We start from the raw sequence: 23,910 nt of genomic DNA, 5'->3' as shown, positions 1-23,910 counted from the left end.
GAGCGGACGACGAGACTCGAACTCGCGACCCTAACCTTGGCAAGGTTATGCGCTACCAACTGCGCTACGTCCGCAACGTGCGTCACCGACTCTACACGGCTGAAAGCGCCAGGGCGTACTCCGGCCACCACTCCCCGGCTGCGGGTTCACCCGGTCGGCAGGCGCCGTCGGACTCCCCGGGACGCTTCACCCACAGCCACGCGTCGACGAGACGCTCGCCCGTGGAGGTGCTCGGAACCCGCCCGATCGTGGCCCCGGCGGGGTTGCACCACGCGAACTCGTCGCCCGTGTCGGAGGCTCCGGAGCCGTTGCGGCTGGTGTCGACGACGAAGTGCGCGCCGCCCGAGAGCTTCGACAACCGGCGACCGTAGGCGACGTTCGCGGCGGTGGTCTCGAAGTTCGACACGTTGAGCGAGAAGCCCGCGGCCCGGTCGATCCCGCTGGCCTGCAACGCCACCGCCAGGACCGGGAGGTCCTGCACCCAGTCCGGGTGCCCCGCGTCGAGGTAGACGTGGGTCTGCGGCAGGGCGGTGAGGACCTCGACGGCCTGACGCAGCAGGCCGTAGCGCGCCCGCGGGTCCAGGTGGGGGCACCCGGTGATCGAGAGCGGGATCGCGTCCGGCTCGAGGACGACGATGGCGGGCCGGTCCCCGATCCCGGCGGCCAGTTCGCGGATCCAGTCGAGGTAGGCCGCCCCGTCGGCGGCACCCCCGGCGGACTGCGACCCGCAGTCCCGGTCGGGGATGTCGTAGGCGACGAGGACGGGCAGGCTCCCCGTCGCCGCGGCCGCCGTCGTCAGCCGTTGCGCCGCCGCACGGGGCGGGTCGCCGGTGAACCAGGTCGCCGTGGGCTCCTGCGCGAGGGGCCGGAGCTGCTCGGCGAGCCCGGTCCGGCCCTCGGCCTCGTAGGCCGCGAGCTGGCGCCGCGCCGAGGAGTCCGGGTCCGCGTACAGGGACTGCCCGCTGAGGGGTCCCGTCATCTCACCGGTGCCGCCGCCCCCGCAGGTCAGGGCGACCAGCAGACCGCCGACCACCCCGAGCGCGCTCGTGCGACGACGAGCCACGACACCCCCAGCACGCACAGCGGCGGGGCCGTCCCGCGGTCCCAGTAGACCCGGACGACCCCGCCCTGTGACTCTCCGTCACCTGCACGGCCCTCACTCACCCCCCGAACAGCCCTCACGGGTGGGCTCAGGCGACGCGGGCCCCACGGTCGGCGCGGGCGACGCTGAGGCGCACCCGGCCCACGACGTCGGGCCGGCCGAGGACCTCGAGCAGCTGCCCACGGATCTCCGCGGCAGCGGCGGCGACCTCACCGAGGTCCGCGCGGGGTTCGACGGTCGCCGAGAGTTCCGCGACGAGGTTCCCGCGGTCGTGCACGAGGCGGCCACTGGCCGAGCGGACCCCGGGAACACCCGTGAGGACCTGCGCGGCGGCCCGGGTCGGACCGTCACCGTTGACCTGGAACGTGCCCCGGCCACCGGAACCGGGTAGCAGCACCGCCCCGATCCTGCGCTGCGGCAGGTGCGCGAGCAGCCACCACAGCGCCAGCAGCGCGAGGACGACCGCGACCGCCCCGCAGGCCGCGGGGAACCACCCGGCGTCGAGCGCCGAGGTGATCGAGCCGGTGTCGAGGGTGGTGTCGGGCAGCAGGTCACCCGTCCACCAGGCCAACCCGGCGACCCCACCGGCGAGCAGGACGAGACCGAGGAGGACGGCGAGCGTCCGGTCCAGGGCGAGGACTCCGCGTTTCACGACAGCACCTCCGGTGCGTTGACCCGCACCCGGACGCGGGGAGCGCGGGACAGGGGGGCGAGCTGGGCCGCCACGGCCCGGGCGACGTCCTCGCGGACGTCCGCGGACGTGGCCTGCACCGCGACCGACACGATCTTGCGCGACGCGGTGGTCTTGGCCTCAAGCACCCCGTCGCAGCGACGGGCGGCGCCGGAGGCGAGGCGGGCGACGTCACGGGTGGAGAGGTGGACCCCGGCCGCGCCGGCGACCGAGATCGCGCGGCGGGAGCGGCGACCGAACCCGGTCACCACCAGCCACGCGCCCAGCACGATCGCGACGCAGCACACCGCGACGAGGGCGCCGGACGGCGCGAGACCGTCCAGGGACTTCGCGAGGGACGGGAGCCAGCGGCCCCCGCCGAACCAGCCCAGGCCGATCCCGGCCTCCCGGCCCAGCACGACGGCCAGCGCCAGCAGCAGCACGGCCAGGACGGGACCCACGGCGCCGATGCGACCGGAGCCGGTGCGCGCGGCGGCCGCGCGTTCGGAGCTGCTCACAACACCCTCCTGGTGGTCTCGGGCTGGTCGGTCACGTAGGTGGCGACGACGACCGACACGTCGTCGACCGTCATCCCGGCGTAGTGGTCGAGGGCCTCGGTGACCGCCGCCTGGACGCGGGCCGCGACCTGCGGGGCGGGCACCGGCCACACGGCGGCGACCTCGACCTTCACCCGGGCCCGGTGACCGGCGACGGTGCAGTCGACGTCGGGGTAGGAGCGCCCGAGGACGCTGTCCACGACGCCGGAGACGGCCGCCGCCGCGGTGCGGGGGTTCGCGCTCGAGGTGCGTCGCGTGCCCGGTACGGCGGCCGCGGCCTCGACGATGCGGGACACCGCGCGCTCGGAGACGACGAGACGCCCCCGCTCACCCGCTTCGACGCGCTCCGGCGCGAGGGTGTCAGCCACGACGGCCCGGCAGCAACGACGTCAGGTCGACCCGCCCCTCCAGGTGGGCACCGATCAGGTAACCGATCGCACCGAGCAGGACGCCCAGCAGCAACCAGCCGAAACCGGCGGTCGCGCCGATGAGGGCCAGCAGCAGGCCGGCGATCAGGCCCGTGGTGGAGGAGGACATGACAGTTCCCTTCGAGGGGGTTTCAGAGGTTTTCACGCGAGGTCGTCCACGTGGACGCGGACCTCGGGGCGGGCGCCCGCCGCGGTGAGGAGTTCACCGGCGGCGACGTGCACGGCCTGGGCGACCGTGCGGAGCGGCACGTCCGGCTGGAGCACGACGTGCACCTCGGTCGGTGCCTCGGTGCTGCCCAGCCGGATGCCGGCGACGCGGCGACCCGGCAGGTAGGTGCCGATCTCACCGAGCGCTCCGGCGTTCAGCCGGACGACGCCCGGGACCTGGAGCACAGCGGCCGCGAGGGCGTCGGCCAGTTCCGGGACGTCGCTGGGATCGGCGGGTGTCACTGGACGCGCGTGGTGGTGGTGCGCACCGGGGTCTCCTCGGCGTCGTCCTCGTCGGGCAGGTGCACGTCGGAGACCTCGAGGTTGACCTCGGTGACCTCGAGCCCGGTCATGCGCTCGACGGAGTTGATGACGTTGCGGCGCACCGCGGTCGCGAGGTCGGCGATGGCGACGCCGTACTCGGCGATCAGCTCGATGTCGACGGCGGCCTGACGCTCGCCGACCTCGACGGACACGCCCTGGGAGTGGTTGGTGCGGCTGCCGGGGATGCGCTCGCGCAGGGCACCGACGGCGCGGGCGGCGCCGCCACCGAGGGCGTGGACACCGGAGACGTCCTTTGCGGCGAGCCCGGCGATCTTCGAGACCACGGTGTCGGCGATGGTCGTCACGCCGTGCGCGGAGGCCAGGCTGGAGGGAGCGGTGGAGGTGGCGGTCGCCCCGGTGGAGGTGATGGTCGACTTCTGGTCGGCGGTCTGGGTCATGGGTTTCTCCTCGTGTCGTCCCGCGGCGTGGTTGCCGCGTTCACAGGGGGTAGAGGGAGCCGCCGGGGAAACGTCACGCGACCTTGAGTGTGACCTGCACCACAGGTTTCAACGGGTGGTCCAGCGCCGCCCGTGCTCTGATGCGGCAGGACGGAACAGGGGGTCGGCAGGTCGATGCACGACGGATCCACGGACGGGACCAGGGACGACGCGACCCTCACCGCGCTCGCCACCATGGGCGACCGCGACGCCTTCGCCGAACTCGTCGAACGCCACGGCCCCTCCCTCTACCGCTACGCCGCACGGCTCCTCGACGACCGCAGCCAGAGCGACGACTGCGTCCAGGAGACCTTCCTCGCGGCCTGGCGCGGTCTGAAGAACTTCCGCGGCGACTCCTCCGTGCGCACCTGGCTGTTCACCATCTGCCGCCACGAGGTGTTCCGCCGTTCCCGGCGCAAGAACGACGACCTCGTCCTCGACGTCGAGCTCGACGAGGTCCGCGACCAGATCCGCGACCTGCGCGCCGACCCCGCCCGGACCAGCGAGGCGGCCGCGCTGCGGGAGGCGCTCGACCTGGCCCTGCAGCTGCTGCCCCCGCGACAACGCTCGGCCTGGATCCTGCGCGAGGTCGAGGAACTGAGCTACGAGGAGATCGCGGAGGTCCTCGGCACGACGAGCACCGCGGTCCGTGGTCTCCTCGAACGAGCGCGCACCGCGTTGGCGAGCACCCTGGAGGGATGGCAGTGAACCGCGAACCGCGATCTGGTGACGAGGCGTTGGCCCTCGCGACCGCCGCGCTGCGCGCCCACACCGAGACGGGCTGGGTGGCCGTGCGCGCCGCCGTCCTCGACCGCGTCCGTCGCGCCTTCCGCCCCGCCGACCCCGTCGTCGGCGCCCACGAGCTCAGCGAGTTCCTGCTCAGCGGCGACGTCCTCGTCACCCAGCTGCGGCCCGCCGTCGACGCGGTGACGGGGGTCTCGGCGCTCGCGATCAGCTGCGCCACCGACGAGGCGCAGCACCTCGAGACGGTCGTCGTCGACGTCTCCGCCGGCTACGGCGTGCACCTCCCGTCGCTGGGTCGCGAGGTCCGAAGCGCTGTGCTGCAACGACTCCGGACGGTCCTCGGCGACGCGGCCCCGCAGGCGGACCAGGTGCTCGTCGACGTCCACGTCGCCGACGTGTCGCGGGCCCTCAGCCGCGGAGGCGAGCGTTGAGCCGGGCGGCCCGGCGGATCAGGTGCTCGCGCTCGGCCAGGTTCCCGGCCGCGAGCGCTGCCTGGGCGTAGAGCCGCGCGGCGCCCGCGAGGTCGCCGTCGCGTTCGTGCAGGAACGCCGCCACGGCCGCGTGGCGGGGGGTCGCGGCGTCGACCTCGGCGAGGGCGGCCAACCCGGCCCGCGGCCCGTCGGCCTCCCCGAGCGCGACCGCCCGGTTCAGCCGCACGACGGGGGTGTCGGTGAGGCGCAGCAGTTCGTCGTACCACTCCACGACCTGGACCCAGTCGGTCGCCTCCGTGCTCGTCGCGTCGGCGTGCAGGGCGGCGATGGCGGCCTGGGCCTGGAACTCGCCCAGGCGGTCCCGGGCCAGGGCGGCCTGCAGGATCGCCACCGCCTCGGCGATCGCGCCCGTGTCCCAGCGCGAGCGGTCCTGCTCCGCCAGCGGCACCAGCGACCCGTCGGGGGCGGTCCGCGCGGCGCGGCGCGCGTGGTGCAGCAGCATCAGGGCCAGCAACCCGCGGACCTCGGGGTGCTCGACGGCGAGCGAGAGCCGACGCGTCAGCCGGATCGCCTCCGCGGCGAGGTCGACGTCGCCGGAGTACCCCTCGTTGAACACCAGGTACAGCACCCGCAGCACGGTCGCCACGTCGCCGGGGGTGTCGAACCGGACCCCGGCGACCGTGCGCTTCGCACGGCTGATGCGTTGCGCCATGGTCGTTTCCGGGACGAGGTAGGCCGCGGCGATCTGCCGGGTGGTCAGTCCGCCGACGGCGCGCAGCGTGAGCGCCACCGCCGAGCTCGGGGTCAGCGACGGGTGCGCGCAGAGGAAGTACAGCTGCAGCGAGTCGTCCCGCGACGTCGTCGGGCCGGTGGCGGGTTCCCGGTCCCGGCGTTCCTCCCGCCGCCGGCGGGAGGACTCGGCGCGGGTGGCGTCGAGGAACCTGCGCCAGGCCACCGTGACGAGCCACCCCTCCGGGTCCCGCGGGCGCTCGGACGGCCACACCCGCACCGCCTCGACCAGCGCTTCCTGCACCGCGTCCTCGGCCGCGGCGAAGTCGGCCCCGCGGCGGACGAGGACGGTCAGCACCCTCGGGGTGAGGGTCCGGAGCAGGTCCTCGTCCACCGCCGCGCTCAGTCCCCGGTCGTGGTCGGGTTGGCCAGGAACGGGCGGAGCTCGAGCCACTCGTGGATCGGCCGGCCCCCCGCGCCGGGGGCCGCGGACAGTTCCCCGGCGAGTTCGACGGCGCGGTCGTAGCTGTCGACGTCGATGACCATCCAGCCCGCGATGAGGTCCTTGGTCTCGGCGAACGGCCCGTCGGTGACCGGCGGCCGCCCCTCCCCGTCGTAGCGGACCCAGGCCCCCTCGGGCGCCAGGGCCTGACCCTCGACGAACTCGCCCGACCCCACGAGGCGTTCGGCGAAGTCGTTCATGTACGTCATGTGCGCCGAGACCTCCTCCGGCGTCCACCGGTCCATCGACACGTCGTTCACCGGGGCCGGGGCGCCGCGGTAGTGCTTGAGCAGCCGGTACTTCGCCATCGTGGGTCTCCTTCGTCGGCGTGACCTCCACCGGTCACGGTCACTGCGGGGACGGAGCCGGTCCCGCGTTCTCGACATCGTGCTCGACATCGTGGCGCACCTCCTCAGAACGCGGCGCGCTCGCGGCTGCGCGGGTCGTCCACGGGATCCGCGGTCGACGCCTGCCGGGCCACCCGGCGCCACGGCCGCGCCTTCGTCACCGCCACCTCGACGTCGGGGGCGCCCTCGTCGAGCTCGACGGTGACCAGGTCGGTGGCCAGGTCGGTGCCCGGGTCGGTGTCCGGCGAGCACTGCCCGAGCCACCGGCCCCCGGGGGCGACGACCCCCGAGCTCGCCGACGCCTCCGCCTGCGGCGGCACGGCGAAGCTCACCCAGAACCCGTTGGTGGCAGCGTGCCCCCGGCACTCCAGCGCGAACGTCGCCGCGTTCCCCGCGCCGTCGCCGGTGCTGGAGAACAGCACGCAGTCCACGTCGAGCCGTTCGTACTCCCCGAACACCTCGGGGAAGTGGCACTCGATCCCCAGGGCGCAGCCGAAGCGACGACCGTCGACCTCGAAGGTGACGGGTTCGCGGCCGGGGGAGTACATGAACGTCGTCTTCGTGTGCGACATGAACCGCTCGTCGTAGCGGGTGTGGACCGCACCGGCGGCGGAGAGGACGTAGAGGCTGTTGTGCGGACGCAGCGGCGGGGTGAGCCGGTGCGTCGAGCCGAGGACCGTCCAGAGCGACAGTTCGCCTGCGAGAGCAGCGGTCTGCTCGAGTTCGGCGTGGAGGACGTCCCACGCGGTGGTGCTCCAGTCGGCCGGCCCGGGAGCACCCGGGGTGCTGGACACGACGAGCTTGTCCGGGAAGCACGTCGCCCCTTCGGGCAGGTGCAGCAACCGGGCGCCGGTGCGGTGGGCCCGCCGCATGAGGTCGCGGATCCGGGTCCCGGCGTCGCGCAGGGCGGCGGCGTCGGTGGGGTCGCCGTGCACGGGCAGCTGCCCCACGGCGAGACGGAACGGGTGGTGGTCGGTCACGGTGGTCTCCTCGACGGTGGGGAGGAAGTGCCGCAGGGCAGCCGTGTAGGACTCGCCGGTGCGGGCGGCGCGCGCACGCACGAGGCGCTTGAAGTTCTTGCGGGCTGTCACGTGGGCCTTCCGCGCCTCGAACCGGTGCCCCCCAGCGACGCGGCCGAGACGGAACGGACCACGACAGCGGACCCGAGGCGCGAACCCCTTTGCCTCCGCGGTGGGCCGAGCTGGGGTCGGCCGAGGAGGTTGGGCGTGAGCCACGCCGTACCTCCACCCTGCCCCGTCGGGGGGAGGTCGTCAACGCTCTCCTCGCTCCAGTCCCAGGAGGGTGGCGAGGGAGCGGGTCATCACCTCCCGCGGGTCGGGGTCCTCGGAACCGGCCCACCGCACGAGGGACGTCGACACCGCGGCGAGGACGGCCCGCGCGACCGCCTGCGTGGCGACGTCGTCGGCCCCGGTCCCCCGACGTCGCGCGACGAAGGCGGCGACGACGTCGGCGGCGGCCTCCTGCTCCACCAGGAGGTGGGCCCGCAACGACGGCGTCCCGCCGATGACCCGGAGCCGCTGACGCAGCAGGGCGGTGTCGTCTCCGGGGTAGCGCAGCGTGCGCGGCAGCGTCTGCACCAGGGCCTCGCGCCAGGTGAGCTGTTCCGGAGCGGCCGCCAGGGCGTCCCGGATCGCGTCGTCGGCCTCCTTGCGGCCTTCCCAGACGATGGCGCTCTTGCCGGGGTAGTAGGTGAACAGGGTCCGTCGGGCGATGCCGACCCCGCGGGCGACGTCGTCCATCGTCGTGGCCTCGAAGCCCTGCTCGACGAACAGGGCCAGTGCCACGGCGGCGATCTCCGCGGCGGACGTCGCGGGGGGTCGGCCGGGGTTGCGCCGAGGGGGTGGGCTCCCCTCGGGCGGTTGATGCACTGAGTGCTTCAATGTGCTCACCACGTCCGATCGTCGAAGGAGACGCCATGTCCACCACGCCTGCCGGTGCCGCTGCCCCGGAGTTCCCGCCGCAGTCTGCAGCGTCCGCGCCCGTCCCCGCGCACGTGCCCGGACGCTTCGCGGGGAGGACCGCCATCGTCACCGGGGCCGGGTCGGGCATCGGCCGCGCCACGGCGCTGCGCCTGGCCGCCGAGGGCGCGCGGGTCGTCGCCGCGGACGTCGTCGCCGAGCGCCTCGACGCACTGGTCGCCGAGAACCCCGACCTGGACCTCGTCCCCGTCGTGGGCGACATCACCGGCGAGGACGGCGTGCGGTCCGTGGTCGACGCCGCGGGCGGCCGGATCGACGCGCTGGCCAACGTCGCCGGCATCATGGACGCCTTCCTGCCGCCCGCCGAGGTCGACGACGCCACCTGGGACCGCGTCCTCGCCGTCAACCTGACCGCCCCGATGCGGCTGATCCGCGCGGTGCTGCCGGTGATGCTCGAGGCCGGTCACGGCGCGATCGTCAACGTCTCCTCGGAGGCGAGCCTGCGCGCCTCGGCCTCCGGCGTGGCCTACACCGCCTCCAAGCACGCCGTGAACGGGCTCACCAAGAGCGTCGCCGTCTTCCACGGCAAGCAGGGCATCCGGTGCAACGCGGTCGCTCCCGGGGCGGTGGCCACGAACATCGAGGCCCCCATGAGGTCCGAGCACGCGGCGCGGGTCGTCGGCCCGATCATGCAGGCCATCGTGCCCGCCCCGGCCACGGCCGAGCAGCTGGCCGCGAGCATCACCTGGCTGCTCAGCGACGACGCGGCCAACGTCAACGGCGTCGTGCTGCCCTCCGACGGGGGCTGGTCCGCCATCTGAGCGGGCCGCCGGACCCGGGTTCAGACGGTGGCGAGGACCTTCTCGGCGAAGGCCGCCGCGCGCTCGCGCAGCGCGGCCTCGCGCTGGGAGATGCTCAGACCCGGGTCCGGCTTCAGCGTCGGCGTCGGGCGCAGCACCCGGACGTTGTCCGCGCAGGCGAGGTCGGTGCAGACGTAGGTGCCGACGGTGTTCAGCTTCCGGCCCGAGGCGCCCGCGCGGGCGGCGACGAACAGCGACACCTCGCCGGGGGCGCGGGTCGTGCGGCACAGGTCGCACATCGCGGTCGTGCGGACGCCCTTGCCCGGGGTGGCGCGCAGCGCCAGACCCACGACGGCCCGGCCGAGCGGGACGAGCATCCAGCCCCGCTCGGGCGACTTCGGGTCGCGCCAGCCGACGACGTCGTGCGCGGGGTCGCTCCCGTGCACCCACTCGGGGACGCGCATGCGGTGCGCCTCGCCGCGCGAGCAGTTCGTCATCGTCGAGCGGATCGCGTCGTCGGTCACGTGACCGGCGTCCAGGGCCGAACCGTTGTGCGGCAGAACTGACACGTCATCTCCCTCGGAGGAAAAACCTCCGCGAGAGTACGCCCGTCAGCTCGCCGTCTCGAACCGGCAGGTCTCGTCGAAGATGTCCTGGCAGCCGCGGACGGCTCCTTCGAGGCGGTCCGCCGGGACCGGGCGGGAGAAGTAGAAGCCCTGGACGGTGTCGCACCCGGTGGCCTGCAACGCGTGCACCTGCTCCGGCTGCTCGACGCCCTCGGCGACGACCCCGAGGCCGAAGCTGCGGGCGGCGCCGACGACGAGGCGCACGAGTTCGACCGTCCGGGGGTCGTCGGAGTCCACGAAGCTCTTGTCGATCTTCAGGACGTCGACGGGCACCCGGGCCAGCTGCCCGAACGAGGTGTAGCCCGTGCCGAAGTCGTCGATCGCGACGCGGACGCCGATCGCGCGCAGCTCCGCCAGGCGCGACCAGGCGCCCTGGTCCTCGACCATGACGGTCTCGGTGATCTCCAGCGTGAGGCGGTCGGGGGAGGCCCCGGCGAGCGCGAGCGCCTCCCGGACGTCGTCGACGAGGCGGGGCGAGCGCAGGTGCCGCCCGGACACGTTGACGGCCACGCGCAGTCCCGCGCACTTCCCGCCGGCGGCGTCGAAGGTCCGCAGCTGCTCCAGCGACGTCTTCAGCGCCCACCGGCCGAGGTCGCAGATGAGGTCGGAGCTCTCCGCGATCGGGATGAACCTGCCCGGCGGGACGAGTCCTTCACCGGGCTTCTCCCAGCGGACGAGGGCCTCGACGCTGCGGACGCGACCCGTCGCGAGGTCGGTCACCGGCTGGTAGTGCAGGACGAGCTCGTCGGCGACGAGGGCGTGGCGCAGTCCCTCCTCGACGGCGGCCTGGGTGGCCAGCGCCTGGCGCAGTTCGTCGTCGTAGACCTCGACGCGACCGCGTCCGGCGGCCTTGGCGCGGTAGGCGGCGGTGTGCGCCTCCTGCAGGAGGCGGTCCGCGCCCAGGGTGTCGTCGAGCGCCTCGTCGGGACGGCTCAACGCCACCCCGATGCTGGCCCCGACGCGGGCCTGGGTCTCGCTGGACCCGGCGAGGCCGATCGGTGCGGACACCGTCTCGATGAGGGCGTGCCCGAGGTCGAGCAGTCCCCTCTCGTCCGGGACGGGTTCCACGAGCACCAGGAACTCGTCGCCGCCGAGGCGGGCGACGACGTCGACGGCGCGGACGCGTTCCCGCAGCCGTTCGGCCACCGTGCGCAGCACGGCGTCGCCCGCGCCGTGACCGAGGGAGTCGTTGACCGCCTTGAACTGGTCGAGGTCGATGAACAGCAGTCCGACGCGCTCGCCGGTGCGTCGGGTGCGGCGCAGGGCCCGGTCGGTCTGGGCGAGGGCCTCGGCCCGGTTGGGCAGGGTCGTGAGGGCGTCGTGGGTCGCCTGGTGGGCCAGGTCCTCCTGCAGCTGCTCCCGTTCGTGCATCGCCCCGAGGATCTGCTGGACGGAGGCGTGCACGACGCGACCGAGCGGGCCGCCGACGGGACGTCGCAGGATCTCGTCGTCGAGGTCGCCGTCGGCGACGGCCTGGGCCTGGGCCTGCACGGAGCGCAGGCTGGCCACGGCCGCGCCGAGACCGCGGGCGACGGTGCGGGTCTCCGGCGGGCCCTCGACGACGACGTCGACGAGTTCCCCGAGGCTGATCGCCTCGGCCGCCCCGGCGAGGCGGGCCAGCGGCCCGCCGATCGAGCGGCTGGTGTAGAGCGTGCCGCCGACGGAGAGCACGAGCAGGACGGCGGTGATGAGGGCGTACTTCACGAGTTCCTCGTGGGCCTGCGTGCGGTAGGCCTCGGCGGTGGCGACGGCCTGGCCGGCGGCGATGTCCAGCGTCGCGCGCAGGGCGTCGTCGCGGCCGACGACGGCTCGGCTGAGGGTCAGCAGCACTTCGGCGTCGGGCACCGTGGCGGTCGGGCTGGCGACGGCGGCGGCCAGGGTCTGGTCGATGGTCCGGGCGTCGCCGTCCGCGAGCGCCTCGATCCACCCCGACCGGACCTTCGCCTGGGCGGCGTTCAGGACCTGGTCGGAGGCGAGGCGGAACCCGGCCCAGCTGCCGAGGAACAACTGCCGGGCGGGGCCTTCGCTGCCGACGGGGGCGGCGACCAGACCGAGGTAGTAGGGGATCTCCTCACCGGCGAGCGTCGTCGCCCGGGCCGTCCACTGCAGGTCGGCGACGGACTGCTGGATCTGCTGGTCGGCCCCCTCGTCGGCCGCGAGGGCCAGGTGGTGGTCCACGGCCGTGCTGAGCGCGTCGACGAGGTAGCGGTACTTGTCGAAGAGCTGACGGTTGTTCGTCGTGCGCTGGCTGGGGGTCTCGCCGGCGCCCCAGGAGGCGCGGACGGCGGCGAGGCGGCCCGCGGTGGAGTCGACGACGACGCGGACCAGGGCGTCCTGGCGTGCGGAGGTGACGGTGGCGTCCGTGCGGGCCGTGGCGCCGCTGTAGAGGGTGTGCAGGCTGATCGCGAGGTCGTTGCGTTCGTCGGTGGTGCCCTCGGGCGTGCTCAGGTCGAGCATCTCGACGCTGGAGACCAGCGGGATGGCCTCTTCCGCGATGCGGGCGCGCAACCCGTCCAGGGCCACGGCGGCGCGGACCTGGCGGACGGCGTCCTCGGCGGCCTGGACCCGCTGGAAGCGGTGGGTGACCAGGATGGAGGCGAAGGCCGAGAAGCCGATGAGGGGCACGAGGACGAGGACGAGGAGCCTGGTGCGCAGGCTGATCGTGCGCCGGTCGCGCTGCTCGGGAAGGTCCGCCACCTGACATGGATCGACCGGCACGGGCCTCGTCCTGAGTCCGATGCGTCGGGGTGCGTGATCCGTCGCCCGTTCGGCCCATCGGTGGCCCGGGTGGTTGCTCTGAGTGATGGAGCGAAAGCTGTGGGGAGTGGTGGCTCTGTAACGTTTGTGCCATGGCCCTCGAGGCGGCAGACTCGTCGATCAGCTGGATTCTTCTAGAAGATTCGGCGATGGGCTGCGGCCTCGAGGGGGTGTGCCGTGCAGGACGGATCGACGGGCGTGGACCTGGCCCAGGTGGTGATGTCCGCTGCCGTGGGGCTGGCGGTGACCGACCTGCGTGGCCGGCTGCTCCGGCTGAACGACGCCTTCGCCGAGCTGCTGCACCGCAGCGTCGACGACCTGCAGGGTCGTGCGACCGCCGAGGTCCTGTCCTCGCCCGAGGGCGCCCACGACGTCGACGGGACCGTGGAGCAGCTGCTCCAGGGGATCCCGACCGTCACCGGTGACGTCCTCGTCCACCGCCGCGACGGATCGGTCCTGCGCGGCCAGACGCTGTCCTCGCTCGCCACGACCGGTGCGGGGACCTCCGTCGTGCTCCTGCAGCTGCTCGACGCCGGCACCCGCGGTCGTCGTCGGCCCGTGGGCGACCACGACGCCCTGACGCACCTGCGCAGCCGCTCGGCCGTCCTCGCCGACCTCACCACCCGCTTGCCGGCCCGGTCAGGACTCGTCGGGGTCCTGACCTGCGACCTCGACCGCTTCCGCGTCGTCAACGAGAGCCTCGGCCACCGCGTCGGTGACGAGGTGCTCGTGGGCGTGGCCCGCCGGCTGCTGGCCGGGGTCCGTTGTGGCGACGTCGTCGGGCGCCTCGGCGACGACGAGTTCGTCGTGGTGCTGGGCGGGCTGACCGACGTGGCCGAGGCCGTCGACGTGGCCCACCGGCTGACCCGCAGCCTGGCCGCACCGCTGGAGATCGAGGGGACCGACGGGCCGCGCGAGATCCGCTGCGCCGTCAGCACCGGCCTCGTCGTCGTGGACCTCGGGGCGCCGCCCTGCCCGAAGGCCGGGCCCGGGGTGCCGGCCCTCGACGCCGCGGCCCTGCTGCGCGACGCCAATACCGCCCTCGACGCCGCGAAGGCGGCCGGGGGCGGGTGCTGCCGGGTCTTCACCGGGGCCATGCGGGAGGAGGTGATCCGTCGCCTCACGGTCGAGAACGACCTGCGCCGCGCCCTGGAACGGGGTGAGCTGCGGGTCCACTACCAACCCGTCGTCCGCCTCGCCGACCACCGGCGCACGGGGTTCGAGGCGCTCGTCCGCTGGCAGCACCCGGACCGCGGGTTGCTGCTCCCCGCGGAGTTCCTGGACGTGGCCGAGGACTGCGGGCTGGTCACGGCCATCGACGCCGTCGTCCTGGAGGAGGCGCTGGACTTCCTCGTCCGCCACCCCGGGGACCGCGTGGCCGTGAACACCTCCGCCCGCCGGCTCGACGGGACCTTCGCCACCGCCGTCGCGCGCGGCCTGCGGCGCCGCGGGCTGGCGCCGGAGCGGCTCGCGGTGGAACTCCTGGAGACCTCGCTCGTCTCCGGTGACGCCACCACGGACGGCGAACTCGCCGACCTGGCCCGGCTCGGCGTCGCGGTCCTGCTCGACGACTTCGGCACCGGCTACTCCGCGCTGTCCTACCTGCGTCGCCTGCCCGTCTCCGGGCTGAAGCTCGACCGCTCCTTCGTCTCCGACCTGCCCGACGACGTGACGTCGGACCGCATCGCGGCCGCCGTCGTCGGCCTCGCCGACAGCTTCGGGCTGAGTTCCATCTGCGAGGGGGTCGAGACCGCCGCCCAGGCCGCGCACCTCGCCGCCCAGGGGTGGGAGTCCGCCCAGGGTTTCCACTTCGGCGTCCCCGCTCCCGAGGAGAGCTGGTTCCCCCGCGTCGGCGCACCGGTCCCCACCGTCCAGGTCTCCGCCTGACCCGTCCCGCGGCTGTCGACGTGAGGTGACCGAGGGCACACCCGCCCCGTGGATGGCCCCACCGCCCGGTGGCGTTGAAACGGGTGATGGACACCGTCGCCCGCACGAAACCCGTCCTCTGGGTTCCCCGCCACGTCCTCGTCACGGCGTCCGCGCACGCCGAACCGCACGGCCGCGCGATCCTCGACCGGCTCGTCGCCGCCGGCGTCGAGGACGTCCGCGTCCTGACCGCCGACCGGTTGCCGCCGTTGCACGGCGACGACGAGCGAGCCACCTACGCCCGAGCGAAGCGCACGCTGGCGATCGTCACGAGTTCGCCCACGAAACGTCGCCCCACCCCCATCCCCCCCAGCGCGGACTTCTCGTTCCCGCTCGCCGAGGGGTGCCCCGGGCACTGCCAGTACTGCTACCTGGCGGGTTCGCTGTCCGGTCCGCCGATCACCCGCGTCTACGCCGACCTCCCGCGGATCCTCGCCGGTCTCGACGAGGTCGTCGGGCGGGGTGGGGTGACGTCCGGCACCGAGGAACGCGGTCACGAGGGGACGACGTTCGAGGCGTCCTGCTACACCGACCCCCTCGCCCTGGAACACGTCACCGGGTCGCTGGCCGCGACGATCACCCACTTCGGCACCCACGACTGGCCGGGTCCCGTGCAGCTGCGGCTGACGACGAAGTACGACGACGTCGAACCCCTCCTCGACCTCCCGCACGGGGGCCGGACCCGCATCCGCGCCTCGGTGAACGTCGCCGACGTGGAACGTTTCGAAGGCGGTACGGCGAAGGTTCCCGCCCGGTTGCACGCGCTGGGCCGACTCGCCCGCGCCGGGTACCCGGTGGGCCTGACCATCGCCCCGATCATGCCCGTCGAGGACTGGCCCGCCCGGTACGCGGAACTCCTCGACGCCGCCGCGGCGGAACTCCCCGCCGACGCCGACCTGACCGTCGAGTGCATCACCCACCGGTTCACACCGAAGAGCAAGGACGTCCAGCTCGACTGGTACCCCCGGACCAAGCTGGACCTCGAGGAGTCCACGCGGTCGCGCAAGCACGGGAAGTTCGGCGCGGTGAAGTACGTCTACGACCGCGACACCATGCGTTCGTTGCGCGGCTGGTTCGAGTCCGCGATCGCCGAGCGCCTGCCGGCGGCCCGGTACCTGTACTGGACCTGATCCTCGCGACCGTCGCTCAGCCGGTCCGCCGCGGCCGAGAGCTAGTGGTCTGGTGCGAAAGTTCATGATCACTGAACTGCCGCAACAGGTCCACAAGTCGCTACCCGGTCCGTGATCAACGACACGGCACCGTCGGTGTGCATGGGAATGCTTCTGCCGACGATGCCGCGCCTCGACGATGCTACGCGGGCAGCGTTGACGAAGATCGCCACCGGACCCACCAGCCAACAACGCCACGCAGACCGCGCCCGATGGGTCCTGGCCCTGCACGACAGCGGTGGTGAAGTCCGTACCGTCGCCGACACCTTCACCGTCAGCCCCACCACCGTCCGCAAGTGGACCCGCCGAGTCGCCGCGGCAGGCGTAGACGGCCTGCAGGACGCTGAACGCAGTGGCCGGCCACTGCTCTACGACGACACCGCCGTCCGCGACCTCATCACCCTGGCCACCTCTCAACCTCCCTCGCCGGCGGCCTTGTGGACCCACGCCGCCCTGGCGGCAGAGATGGGTGAACGCAACTGGGGCGTCACGGCCTCCTGGGTCACCCGCACCCTGACCCGACTGCAGCTGAAGGTCCACCAGGTTCGCGGCTGGATCCATCGGCGCACCGACCCTGACTTCGACACAAAAGTAGCTGCCGTACAGCACGTCGTCGCTAACGCAGCGCTCGACCCGTACCCGGTACTGAGTCTGGACGAGAAGACCGCGTTCTCCGTCCGAACCCCCGTCTGCGCCGACACCTGCGATCGGCAGGGACGCACCCGCCGCGAGTTCGAGTACGTCCGGCGCGGGACGATCTCCTGGTACGGCGTCCAGGACGTCGCCACCGGCGCTGTCTCGATGCGGCGCGCCACCGCGCGGATGGACTCCGCAGCGTTCACCGATCTGCTCAAGAACCTCCAGGCCGAGCACGGTCCGGTCTTCACCCTGGTCATGGACAACGGGTCCGCCCACACCAGCAAACACACCCGACAGTGGCTCACCGAGCATCCGGGGGTCACGGTCGTTCACACTCCCGTGCACGCCTCATGGGTCAATCCGATCGAATCAGTGTTCGGGATCTGCGTTCGCCAGGTCCTGCGTCACGGAGTCTTCGAGGGCACCGATGACTGCGACGCGATGGTTCAAGCCTGGGCTGAACGCCGCAACAGATCGCTTCGTCCGGTCACTTTCACCTGGCAGAGCACCCCTGCTTGATCACGAACTTTCACACCAGACCACTAGGTTGGCCCGGTGGAGTTCACCATCACACAGTTCCTCTCCCTCGACGGCGTGACCCAGGCGCCCGGGGACCCGGACGAGGACACCGCCGGTGGGTTCGACCGGGGCGGCTGGTTCGTCCCCCACGTCGACGACGAGTTCCTCGAGACCGCCGTCGAGTGGATCGGTGAGGCCGACGCCTTCCTCCTCGGGGCGCGCACCTACGCGGCGTTCGGCCAGGCCTGGCCGCACGTCGAACCGCCGGACCCGTTCGCGCCGTCGATGAACGGCCTGCCCAAGCACGTCGTGACCACCTCCGCCCTCGACACCGGCTGGGGCCCGGTCACCGTGCACCGCGACCTCTCCACCGTCGCCACGCTCAAGGCGGCACCGGGCCGGGAACTCCAGGTGCACGGCAGCACCACCCTGAGCTGGTCGTTGCTCCAGGCCGACCTCGTCGACCGGCTGCGGCTCGTCGTCGTGCCCGTCGTCCTCGGTGCTGGGCGGCGGTTCTTCCCCTCCGCGGGGCCCGTCAGCGGGTGGGACACCGTGAGTTCCCGGGTCACCTCGACCGGGGTCGTCCTCTCGGTCCTGGAACGCAGCGACACCGTCGAGTTCGGCCGCTACCCACCCGAGTCGTGACCCCCGCCCGCACCGATGACGCCGACGTGCTCGCGATCGTCGACAGGTCCGGCAGCGACGAGCAGTGGTGGGCCACCGCCGGTCCGCGCGCGGCGGCGGACGTTGGCACGAGGCCGCCGAACTGGGAGGGTGGGAACCCCGCCGAAGGAGCCGACGTGACCCGGCAGACCATCTCGACCCCGGACGCCCCGACCTCGCCGTTCTACAGCCAGGGGGTGAAGGCCGGACCTCAGGTCTTCGTCTCGGGGACGACCGGCATCGACCCGAGCACCGGTCACCTCGCCGGTGACACGATCCAGGCCCAGACCCGCCAGGCGCTGACCAACTGCCGGGCGGTGCTGGCGGCCGGCGGCGCGAGCCTCGACGACGTCGTCGAGGTGGGCGTGCTGCTCGCCGCTCCCGAGGACTTCGCGGGGATGAACGAGGAGTACGCGCGGTGGTTCCCCACGGACCCGCCCACCCGCTACGCGGCCAAGCTGGGCGTCGAGGTCCCGGGACTGCTGGTCTCGATCCGGATGACCGCGTTCACCGGCTGAGCCTCGGCCTGCGGGTTCTCCCGACCTCCGGTCAGCTCGCGTTCCGCACCGCGTGGCGCACCTGCACCACGCCGTTGCCGAACCGCCGGTGCTCCAGCAGTTCGAGGTCGACGCGCAGCTCCCGGGGCAGCGCCGGCTTGCCGCCGCCGACCACGACCGGGCACAGCAGCAGCACGACCTCGTCGACCAGACCGTGCCGGAACGCCTCCGCGGCCAGCGTCGCGCCCCCGATGCTCAGGTCCGCGCCGGAGGCTTCCTTGAGCGTCCGCACCGCGTCGGGGTCGAAACTCCGCTCGATCCTCGTCCGGGCCGTGGACACTTCCCCGAGGGTGGCGGAGTAGACGACCTTGTCGGTGTCGCGCCAGATCTCCGCGTACTCGCGGACGACGTCCGGTTCCCCCCGCAACCACTCGTCGTCCTCCCAGACGCGCATGGTCTCGTACATCCGCCGGCCGTAGAGCGAGGTCCCGATGCGGCGTTCGTGCTCGTTCCAGAAGGAGTGCACCTCCTCGTCGGGCACCGACCAGTCGAAGGCGCCGGTCTCGTCCTCGAGGTAGCCGTCGAGCGACGTGTTCGCCGCGTAGATGAGCTTGCCCACGGGTGCCTCCGCTCTGGGGGCTCACAGCGTCCCGCCTGCCGGAGTCACCGGCAAGGGGTCACGCGAGGCGCCGCGTCGGCCACCGCGCGAGGTCGGCTTCGAGCAACGCCGGGTCGCGGGCCGGCGGGACCTCGTCCAGGATCTCGAGCCGGGTGATCCGCTCGATGCGAAAACCGCGGATCGCCTCCCGCAGACGGCACCAGCCGACGAGCAGCCACGCGTCGCCCGCGCGCAGCAGGCCCATGGTCTCGACGTCGCGGACGGTGGCCGTAGCGCGGTCGTCCTCGCCCGCGTAGTCGAGCCGCACGACGCGTCGGGCGGCGATGACGTCGGCGAGCATCCCGAGCGGGACGGCCTCCCCCGCCGGGGCGACGGCGTCGACGACCTGCACCCTTTCCAGGACGTCCTGCACGGGCGCGCGGTGGTCCTCCGCCACGACCGCGGCGATCTTCGCCTTCGCGCGGCGCGCGGCCCCGCGGTACGGCGAGGAGTCCAGCAAGGCGAGCCCGGCGAGGACCGCCAGCGACTCGGCGGCCGAGAGGTTCAACGGGGGCAGCGAGTACTCCCTCAGGACCGAGTAGCCACCCCTGGCCCCGTGGTCCGCGTAGATCGGCACCCCGGCCAGCTGGAGCGAGGAGACGTCCCGTTCGATCGTGCGTGCGGACACCTCGAACTCCTCGGCGAGCCGGGCGGCGGACCACGGTCGACGCGCTCCGCGGAGCAGGTCGACGAGGGCGTACTGCCGCTCCGCTCGTTTCACCTCCCGAGTCTCGCAGGGTCAGCTGCGCATGCTCCGCTGGCCGCCGACCGACCAGACCCGGGCGACCCGCCCGTCCGCCGCGAAGTCGAAGACGTCGACGCCGCCCGCCTGCTGCCCGCCCGCCTCGACGTCCCACAGCAGCCGGCCGTGGTCGCCGTCGACGGCGTCGGCGACCCTGCTGAAGACGGTGCCGGGGTTCTGCCCGTGCCACCACGCGAGGTAGCGCACGAAGTCCTCGGCGGTGCGGATGTCGTCCGCCGGGGTCGACCCGTCGGGTTCGGTCACGGCGAAGTGGATGCGGAAGTCGTCCGCGCAGATCTCCCGCGCGATGTCGCCGTCGGTGTTCCACATGGTCAGCCACCGGTCGAGCGAGTGCCGGGCGGTGGTCGTGGGGTTCGTGGTCTCGGTCATGCGCCAGTCTTCGACCCCCCGCGCGACAGCGGTGTGTCGGTGTTCCGAGGATCCGGTCGCACGCCGAGCACGCTCAGCCGACCTGCCCGGTGGCGGCGGTCCAGGTCAGGACGCCGCCCTGGAACTGCTGGCGGACCCCACCGGGGAACCCCACCTCGTCACCGACGGGGAAGCCCAGCGACGACTGCTCGTAGCCGAGGCTCGCCCAGTGGTCCAGGATCGCGCCGCGGACGGCGAGGACGTTGAAGGTGCTGTCGAACCCGTAGAGCATGCCGCCCTGGAACTGCTGACCCCATCCGGTGGTCCCGAAGGAGTTCGCGCGCGGCGTCGGGAACGCCTCCCCGGCCGGGTACCCGAGCGGGCCGGTCTCCCACCCTCGCGCCGTCCAGTAGCCGCGGAACCCCGTCCGGTCGGAGACGACGTGGAACCCGGTGGCCCGGCTGCGGTAGATCGAACCGTCGGAGCCCTGGACGAACTCCCCGGCCCCGTCCGGCGTGCGCGTCGGGAAGGTCTCGGGAGTGCCGACGGTCCGCAGCGGCTGGTTCGTCGACCCACGCCACGCCGTGAGGAACTCGCCGTTGAGGACGACGACGCCGAGCGGCGCCGCCGGGGTGACCCGCGTCGTCGCGAACGCCGTGCCCCCCTCGAACCCGATGGAGGTCGTCGACATCGTGAGTTCCCTCGGGTAGCCCAGCGGTCCGTTCTCGTACCCCGTGGCGGCCCAGTAGTCCGGGATCGGGCCGTTCCACAGGACGAGGCAGCCCGACCCCGGCCGTTCCACGAGGGTGCCGCCCTCGTACTGCTGCCGCCACCCCCCACCCCGCAACGGTCCGACGGCTTCGGCCACCGGGAAGTCCGTCGACTGGGGGAAGTAGTACCGGTCGGGTTCACCGAGGTTCCAGTTCGTGCAGCTGTCGTCGAGGAAGGGCGCAGCGACCGAGTGCGTCCCGGTCACCCCGCTGGTCGCGATGTAGCCGCCGGCGAAGCCCGTCGACCAGCGGTCGCGGTAGGTCTGCATCCACGTGCTGTGCCGGACCGCGCCGAGGATCCCGCTGGGGCCACCCTTCGTGCGGTAGAGGCGGGCGGCCTCCCCCGGGACGGCGTGGGCGGTCCCGTCCGGCCCGACCCAGAGGTCCCCGGCGGTGCCCGCGTAGGAGGTCGACCCGTCCGGCCAAGGTTGCGGCGTGGCGGACACCGTCCCCAGGTAGAGCGGCCGTCCGATCTCGTCGGCGCCGCTCGCGAGGTACCCGTCGCGGCCGGCCCAGTCGTCGCAGGACGTGACGCGGACCGTTCGGGACGCGACGACCGTGCCGTCCTCGTCGTAGGCGGTCACCGTGGTGGACCCCGCGGGCTCGGCGAAGTCCAGGGGGTAGGCCCGGTGGGGCGCGGGGTGCGGCCCGGGGTAGTCGTAGGGCGGCGTCGTGTAGCTGAGTCCCGAGCTCGTCGTCCAGCGCACGGCGTAGCTGTCGACCATCCGGACGCGCAGCGTGTCGCCGTCGGACGTGCACACCGGGTCCACCCGCATCGACGCCACCGACCGCGTTCCGCGCTCGACCGGTGCCGCGGCGGCCGTGGGAACCGTCACCGCCGTCGCCAGGACCACCAGGGCAGCCGCTGCACCCCGGACGTGACGCTTCCCCACCTCGACCACTGCCTCTCCTGTGTCACTTGGTGATCACGTTAGGTGAGCGAGGTCCGCCGCGGGCCGGTTCCGACGGTTCAGCCGCCGAACAGTCGCCGCCGGAGCTCCTCCGCGTGCCGTTGGACGGCCTCAGCCAGCTCGACCCGGCGCTCGTCCGTGACCGCCGTCCCTTCGAACGTCACCGCCAGGCTCGTCACCGGCCACCCGGCGTGGTCGGTCACCGCGACCGCCACCGACGAGAACCCGGGGGTGATCTCGCCGTCCTCGACGGCGTACCCCCGGGCCCGGGTCCGGACCAGTTCGGCACGCAACCCCGCGTGCGTCTGCGTCGTCACCCCGCGCCGGGTGAACGCCGACGCGTCCGGGAACAGCGCCCGCACCTGCTCGCGCGGCAGGGCGGCCAGCAGCGCCCGACCGCTCGCCGTCAGGTGCGACGGCAACCGCACCCCGACGTCGGTGACCAGCGCGGGCCGCCGGGGCGCGCGTTCCTCCACCAGGTACACGACCTCCCGGCCGACGAGCACCGCCAGGTGGGCGCTCTCCCCGACCCGGTCGACCAGCGTCGCCAGCACCGGCCGCCCCAGCCGGGTGACCGGTTCCTGCCGGACGTAGCCCGAGCTCAGTTCGAAGGCGGCGATCCCCAGCCCGTAGCGCCGGGCCTCGGGGAAGTGCAGGACGAAACCCTGCTCGGACAGCGTGCTCAGCAGCCGGTAGACGCTGGAGCGCGGGAGACCCAGCGACCGGGCCAGCGTCGCCGCGGCCACCGGACCCTGCTGCGCGGCCATGAAGGACAGGATGCGGAGCGCCGCCGCGACGGTCGGGGCCTCCGCGCTGGTCACCACGCCGTGAAGTGTCCAGCATCCTGGACACCAGCGCCGCGCCGGGCGGCGACGCGTCCCGCGAACCGGTGTCTGATGGCGGGTGTGAACACCGTCATCGTGTCCTCCGGACCGGTCTCGCCGGGCGACGTCGTCGCCGTCGCCCGCCACGGCGCCCGGATCGAGCTCGACCCGGCGGCCCTGACCGAGGTCGGGGCCTCGCGGAAGCGGATCGAGGCGCTCGCCGACGACGTCGAACCGCACTACGGCATCTCGACGGGTTTCGGCGCGCTCGCGACGAAGCACATCCCCACCGAGCAGCGGGCCCAGTTGCAGCGCAGCCTTGTCCGTTCGCACGCGGCGGGTTCCGGCCCCGAGGTCGAGACCGAAGTCGTCCGCGCGACGATGCTGCTGCGCCTCTCCACCCTGATGACCGGCCGCACCGGCGTCCGCGTCGCCACCGCCGAGGCCTACGCCGCGCTGCTGAACGCCCACCTCACCCCCGTCGTGTTCGAGCACGGCTCGCTCGGCTGCTCCGGTGACCTCGCCCCGCTCGCGCACTGCGCGCTGGCCGTCATGGGCGAGGGCACCGTCCGCACCCGCGACGGCGAGGAACTCCCGGCCGCGCAGGCCCTCGCGGCTTCGGGTCTGGAACCCGTCGTCCTCGCCGAGAAGGAGGGCCTGGCCCTCATCAACGGCACCGACGGCATGCTCGGCCAGCTCGTCCTGGCCCTCGACACCCTCGAGAACCTGTTCGCGACCGCCGACCTCGCGGCCGCGATGAGCGTCGAGGCGCTGCTCGGCACCGACGCCGTGTTCGCCGACGACCTGCAGGCGCTGCGCCCGCAGACCGGTCAGCGCATCGCCGCCGGCAACATCCGCCGGGCGCTGGCGGGCTCGCCCATCGTCGCCAGCCACCGGGGCCCCGAGTGCACCCGCGTGCAGGACGCCTACTCGCTGCGTTGCGCCCCGCAGGTCCACGGCGCGGGTCGCGACACCGCCGCCCACGCCCGGAACGTCGCGACCGCGGAACTCGCCGCGGCCGTCGACAACCCCGTGGTCACCCTGGACGGCCGAGTGGAGTCGAACGGGAACTTCCACGGCGCCCCCGTCGGCTACGTCCTCGACTTCCTGGCCATCGCGGTCGCCGACCTCGCGAGCATCTCCGAACGTCGCACCGACCGGTTGTTGGACACCAAGCGCAGCCACGGCCTGCCCGCGTTCCTCGCTCACGACGCGGGGGTCGACTCGGGGTTGATGATCGCGCAGTACACCTCCGCGGGGATCGTCAGCGAGCTCAAGCGCCTCGCCGTTCCCGCCTCGGTCGACTCGATCCCGAGTTCGGCCATGCAGGAGGACCACGTCTCGATGGGCTGGTCCGCCGCCCGGAAGCTGCGTCGCGCCCTCGACGGCCTCACCCGCGTCCTGGCCATCGAGGTCATGACCGCCGCCCGCGGTCTGGACCTGCGGGCTCCCCTGAACCCGGGACCGGTCACGGGAGTTGTCCTCGCCCGTGTCCGCGAGACCACCGCGGGCCCCGGACCCGACCGCTTCCTCGCCCCCGAGATCGAGGCCGTCGTGGCCGCGGTCGTCTCGGGCGAACTGCTCGCCGCCGCCCGTTCCGTCACCGAGATCGCCTGAGGAGA

The 23,910-nt window shown here is 73.3% G+C and carries 27 protein-coding genes and 1 tRNA gene; 9 read left to right on the top strand and 19 right to left on the bottom strand.

The genetic code is table 11. The features are described from left to right. Nucleotide 1: 1 nt before the first annotated feature. The 8 genes from OG218_RS12920 to OG218_RS12885 all read right to left on the bottom strand — a co-directional run bounded on the left by OG218_RS12920 (nucleotide 2) and on the right by OG218_RS12885 (nucleotide 3,686). Nucleotides 2–74: transfer RNA gene (locus OG218_RS12920), tRNA-Gly, on the bottom strand. A 17-nt stretch (nucleotides 75–91) separates the two neighbouring features. Then, the gene (locus OG218_RS12915; RefSeq protein WP_328293628.1) at nucleotides 92–1,063 is read right to left on the bottom strand and encodes a glycoside hydrolase family 6 protein; all 972 of its coding nucleotides are present in this window, start codon (nucleotides 1,061–1,063) and stop codon (nucleotides 92–94) included. Between the two features lie 127 nt (nucleotides 1,064–1,190). Beyond that, a complete protein-coding gene (locus OG218_RS12910) occupies nucleotides 1,191–1,754 on the bottom strand; it encodes a hypothetical protein (protein WP_328293627.1) in 564 nt (187 codons plus the stop codon). Beyond that, nucleotides 1,751–2,290: a DUF6286 domain-containing protein gene (locus OG218_RS12905; protein ID WP_328293626.1), complete on the bottom strand. Its 540-nt coding sequence runs from the start codon at nucleotides 2,288–2,290 to the stop codon at nucleotides 1,751–1,753. Before OG218_RS12905 ends, OG218_RS12910 begins: the two co-directional genes overlap by 4 nt. Beyond that, nucleotides 2,287–2,697: an Asp23/Gls24 family envelope stress response protein gene (locus tag OG218_RS12900; protein WP_328293625.1), complete on the bottom strand. Its 411-nt coding sequence runs from the start codon at nucleotides 2,695–2,697 to the stop codon at nucleotides 2,287–2,289. The genes OG218_RS12905 and OG218_RS12900 overlap by 4 nt, the downstream gene beginning before the upstream one ends. Beyond that, a complete protein-coding gene (locus OG218_RS12895; protein WP_328293624.1) occupies nucleotides 2,690–2,866 on the bottom strand; it encodes a DUF2273 domain-containing protein in 177 nt (58 codons plus the stop codon). The genes OG218_RS12900 and OG218_RS12895 overlap by 8 nt, the downstream gene beginning before the upstream one ends. A 32-nt stretch (nucleotides 2,867–2,898) precedes the next feature. Beyond that, entirely contained in the window at nucleotides 2,899–3,207 is a 309-nt protein-coding gene (locus OG218_RS12890) for a hypothetical protein (RefSeq protein ID WP_328293623.1), read from the bottom strand. Continuing rightward, nucleotides 3,204–3,686 (bottom strand): Asp23/Gls24 family envelope stress response protein, encoded by a 483-nt coding sequence (locus OG218_RS12885; protein WP_328293622.1) that lies wholly within the window; start codon nucleotides 3,684–3,686, stop codon nucleotides 3,204–3,206. Before OG218_RS12885 ends, OG218_RS12890 begins: the two co-directional genes overlap by 4 nt. A 174-nt stretch (nucleotides 3,687–3,860) precedes the next feature. Here OG218_RS12885 and OG218_RS12880 point away from each other — a divergent pair, with 174 nt between their 5' ends. Then, a complete protein-coding gene (locus OG218_RS12880; RefSeq protein WP_328293621.1) occupies nucleotides 3,861–4,433 on the top strand; it encodes an RNA polymerase sigma factor in 573 nt (190 codons plus the stop codon). Next, a complete protein-coding gene (locus OG218_RS12875) occupies nucleotides 4,424–4,900 on the top strand; it encodes a hypothetical protein (protein WP_328293620.1) in 477 nt (158 codons plus the stop codon). The genes OG218_RS12880 and OG218_RS12875 overlap by 10 nt, the downstream gene beginning before the upstream one ends. On the opposite strand, the gene OG218_RS12870 is transcribed toward OG218_RS12875, so the two are convergent. From OG218_RS12870 to OG218_RS12855, 4 genes are all read right to left on the bottom strand, one after another. Beyond that, nucleotides 4,878–6,023, bottom strand: a complete 1,146-nt coding sequence (locus OG218_RS12870) for an RNA polymerase sigma factor (protein WP_328293619.1) — start codon at nucleotides 6,021–6,023, stop codon at nucleotides 4,878–4,880. The two genes, OG218_RS12875 and OG218_RS12870, sit on opposite strands and share 23 nt — an antisense overlap. Before the next feature lie 8 nt (nucleotides 6,024–6,031). Further along, nucleotides 6,032–6,439 carry a YciI family protein gene (locus tag OG218_RS12865; RefSeq protein ID WP_328293618.1) on the bottom strand — a complete coding sequence of 136 codons (408 nt, stop codon included), beginning with the start codon at nucleotides 6,437–6,439 and terminating at the stop codon, nucleotides 6,032–6,034. Nucleotides 6,440–6,543: 104 nt separating this feature from the next. After that, nucleotides 6,544–7,569, bottom strand: a complete 1,026-nt coding sequence (locus OG218_RS12860; protein WP_328293617.1) for a carbon-nitrogen hydrolase family protein — start codon at nucleotides 7,567–7,569, stop codon at nucleotides 6,544–6,546. A 180-nt stretch (nucleotides 7,570–7,749) separates the two neighbouring features. Then, nucleotides 7,750–8,283 carry a TetR/AcrR family transcriptional regulator gene (locus OG218_RS12855; RefSeq protein WP_328293616.1) on the bottom strand — a complete coding sequence of 178 codons (534 nt, stop codon included), beginning with the start codon at nucleotides 8,281–8,283 and terminating at the stop codon, nucleotides 7,750–7,752. A gap of 131 nt (nucleotides 8,284–8,414) precedes the next feature. On the opposite strand from OG218_RS12855, the gene OG218_RS12850 reads away from it, so the two are divergent. Continuing rightward, on the top strand, nucleotides 8,415–9,239 hold the full coding sequence (locus OG218_RS12850) for an SDR family NAD(P)-dependent oxidoreductase (RefSeq protein WP_328293615.1): 825 nt from the start codon (nucleotides 8,415–8,417) through the stop codon (nucleotides 9,237–9,239). Between the two features lie 20 nt (nucleotides 9,240–9,259). On the opposite strand, the gene OG218_RS12845 is transcribed toward OG218_RS12850, so the two are convergent. Next, a complete protein-coding gene (locus tag OG218_RS12845; RefSeq protein WP_328293614.1) occupies nucleotides 9,260–9,787 on the bottom strand; it encodes an FBP domain-containing protein in 528 nt (175 codons plus the stop codon). Nucleotides 9,788–9,829: 42 nt separating this feature from the next. Continuing rightward, nucleotides 9,830–12,541, bottom strand: coding sequence for a putative bifunctional diguanylate cyclase/phosphodiesterase (locus OG218_RS12840; RefSeq protein ID WP_328293613.1), 2,712 nt, complete (start codon nucleotides 12,539–12,541; stop codon nucleotides 9,830–9,832). Between the two features lie 237 nt (nucleotides 12,542–12,778). Here OG218_RS12840 and OG218_RS12835 point away from each other — a divergent pair, with 237 nt between their 5' ends. The 5 genes from OG218_RS12835 to OG218_RS12815 all read left to right on the top strand — a co-directional run bounded on the left by OG218_RS12835 (nucleotide 12,779) and on the right by OG218_RS12815 (nucleotide 18,035). Beyond that, nucleotides 12,779–14,488, top strand: coding sequence for a putative bifunctional diguanylate cyclase/phosphodiesterase (locus OG218_RS12835; RefSeq protein ID WP_328293612.1), 1,710 nt, complete (start codon nucleotides 12,779–12,781; stop codon nucleotides 14,486–14,488). 86 nt (nucleotides 14,489–14,574) lie between these two features. Continuing rightward, nucleotides 14,575–15,657: a spore photoproduct lyase family protein gene (locus OG218_RS12830; RefSeq protein ID WP_328293611.1), complete on the top strand. Its 1,083-nt coding sequence runs from the start codon at nucleotides 14,575–14,577 to the stop codon at nucleotides 15,655–15,657. A gap of 141 nt (nucleotides 15,658–15,798) precedes the next feature. Continuing rightward, on the top strand, nucleotides 15,799–16,854 hold the full coding sequence (locus OG218_RS12825) for an IS630 family transposase (protein WP_328293610.1): 1,056 nt from the start codon (nucleotides 15,799–15,801) through the stop codon (nucleotides 16,852–16,854). A 36-nt stretch (nucleotides 16,855–16,890) separates the two neighbouring features. Then, nucleotides 16,891–17,499, top strand: a complete 609-nt coding sequence (locus OG218_RS12820) for a dihydrofolate reductase family protein (RefSeq protein ID WP_328293609.1) — start codon at nucleotides 16,891–16,893, stop codon at nucleotides 17,497–17,499. Continuing rightward, nucleotides 17,496–18,035 carry a RidA family protein gene (locus tag OG218_RS12815; protein WP_328293608.1) on the top strand — a complete coding sequence of 180 codons (540 nt, stop codon included), beginning with the start codon at nucleotides 17,496–17,498 and terminating at the stop codon, nucleotides 18,033–18,035. The genes OG218_RS12820 and OG218_RS12815 overlap by 4 nt, the downstream gene beginning before the upstream one ends. A 31-nt stretch (nucleotides 18,036–18,066) precedes the next feature. Here OG218_RS12815 and OG218_RS12810 read toward each other — a convergent pair whose 3' ends face one another. The 5 genes from OG218_RS12810 to OG218_RS12790 form a co-directional block, all read right to left on the bottom strand. Further along, nucleotides 18,067–18,633: a dihydrofolate reductase family protein gene (locus OG218_RS12810; protein ID WP_328293607.1), complete on the bottom strand. Its 567-nt coding sequence runs from the start codon at nucleotides 18,631–18,633 to the stop codon at nucleotides 18,067–18,069. Between the two features lie 58 nt (nucleotides 18,634–18,691). Continuing rightward, nucleotides 18,692–19,393, bottom strand: coding sequence for a helix-turn-helix transcriptional regulator (locus tag OG218_RS12805; RefSeq protein ID WP_328293606.1), 702 nt, complete (start codon nucleotides 19,391–19,393; stop codon nucleotides 18,692–18,694). An 18-nt stretch (nucleotides 19,394–19,411) separates the two neighbouring features. Continuing rightward, entirely contained in the window at nucleotides 19,412–19,804 is a 393-nt protein-coding gene (locus OG218_RS12800) for a nuclear transport factor 2 family protein (protein ID WP_328293605.1), read from the bottom strand. Nucleotides 19,805–19,877: 73 nt separating this feature from the next. Further along, the gene (locus tag OG218_RS12795; RefSeq protein ID WP_328293604.1) at nucleotides 19,878–21,455 is read right to left on the bottom strand and encodes an LGFP repeat-containing protein; all 1,578 of its coding nucleotides are present in this window, start codon (nucleotides 21,453–21,455) and stop codon (nucleotides 19,878–19,880) included. A gap of 68 nt (nucleotides 21,456–21,523) precedes the next feature. Further along, on the bottom strand, nucleotides 21,524–22,288 hold the full coding sequence (locus tag OG218_RS12790) for an IclR family transcriptional regulator (protein WP_328293603.1): 765 nt from the start codon (nucleotides 22,286–22,288) through the stop codon (nucleotides 21,524–21,526). Nucleotides 22,289–22,360: 72 nt separating this feature from the next. Between OG218_RS12790 and hutH the strand changes: the two genes are divergently transcribed. Next, on the top strand, nucleotides 22,361–23,905 hold the full coding sequence (gene hutH, locus OG218_RS12785; protein ID WP_442906389.1) for a histidine ammonia-lyase: 1,545 nt from the start codon (nucleotides 22,361–22,363) through the stop codon (nucleotides 23,903–23,905). Nucleotides 23,906–23,910 lie beyond the last annotated feature (5 nt).

Origin of the sequence: Kineococcus sp. NBC_00420 (assembly GCF_036021035.1) — a bacterium.
Lineage (GTDB): Bacteria > Actinomycetota > Actinomycetes > Actinomycetales > Kineococcaceae > Kineococcus.
The sequence above is the reverse complement of the archived record's forward strand: the minus strand, read 5'-3'. Positions and strand labels throughout refer to the sequence as shown.

What these genes read in the sequence shown, in the direction of transcription:
- OG218_RS12880 (WP_328293621.1), top strand. Translation starts at nt 3,861, where the DNA reads ATGCACGACGGATCCACGGACGGGACCAGGGACGACGCGACCCTCACC.
- OG218_RS12830 (WP_328293611.1), top strand. Translation starts at nt 14,575, where the DNA reads ATGGACACCGTCGCCCGCACGAAACCCGTCCTCTGGGTTCCCCGCCAC.
- OG218_RS12865 (WP_328293618.1), bottom strand. Translation starts at nt 6,439, where the DNA reads ATGGCGAAGTACCGGCTGCTCAAGCACTACCGCGGCGCCCCGGCCCCG.
- OG218_RS12850 (WP_328293615.1), top strand. Translation starts at nt 8,415, where the DNA reads ATGTCCACCACGCCTGCCGGTGCCGCTGCCCCGGAGTTCCCGCCGCAG.
- OG218_RS12885 (WP_328293622.1), bottom strand. Translation starts at nt 3,686, where the DNA reads ATGACCCAGACCGCCGACCAGAAGTCGACCATCACCTCCACCGGGGCG.
- OG218_RS12825 (WP_328293610.1), top strand. Translation starts at nt 15,799, where the DNA reads ATGGGAATGCTTCTGCCGACGATGCCGCGCCTCGACGATGCTACGCGG.
- hutH (WP_442906389.1), top strand. Translation starts at nt 22,361, where the DNA reads ATGGCGGGTGTGAACACCGTCATCGTGTCCTCCGGACCGGTCTCGCCG.
- OG218_RS12875 (WP_328293620.1), top strand. Translation starts at nt 4,424, where the DNA reads ATGGCAGTGAACCGCGAACCGCGATCTGGTGACGAGGCGTTGGCCCTC.
- OG218_RS12895 (WP_328293624.1), bottom strand. Translation starts at nt 2,866, where the DNA reads ATGTCCTCCTCCACCACGGGCCTGATCGCCGGCCTGCTGCTGGCCCTC.
- OG218_RS12800 (WP_328293605.1), bottom strand. Translation starts at nt 19,804, where the DNA reads ATGACCGAGACCACGAACCCCACGACCACCGCCCGGCACTCGCTCGAC.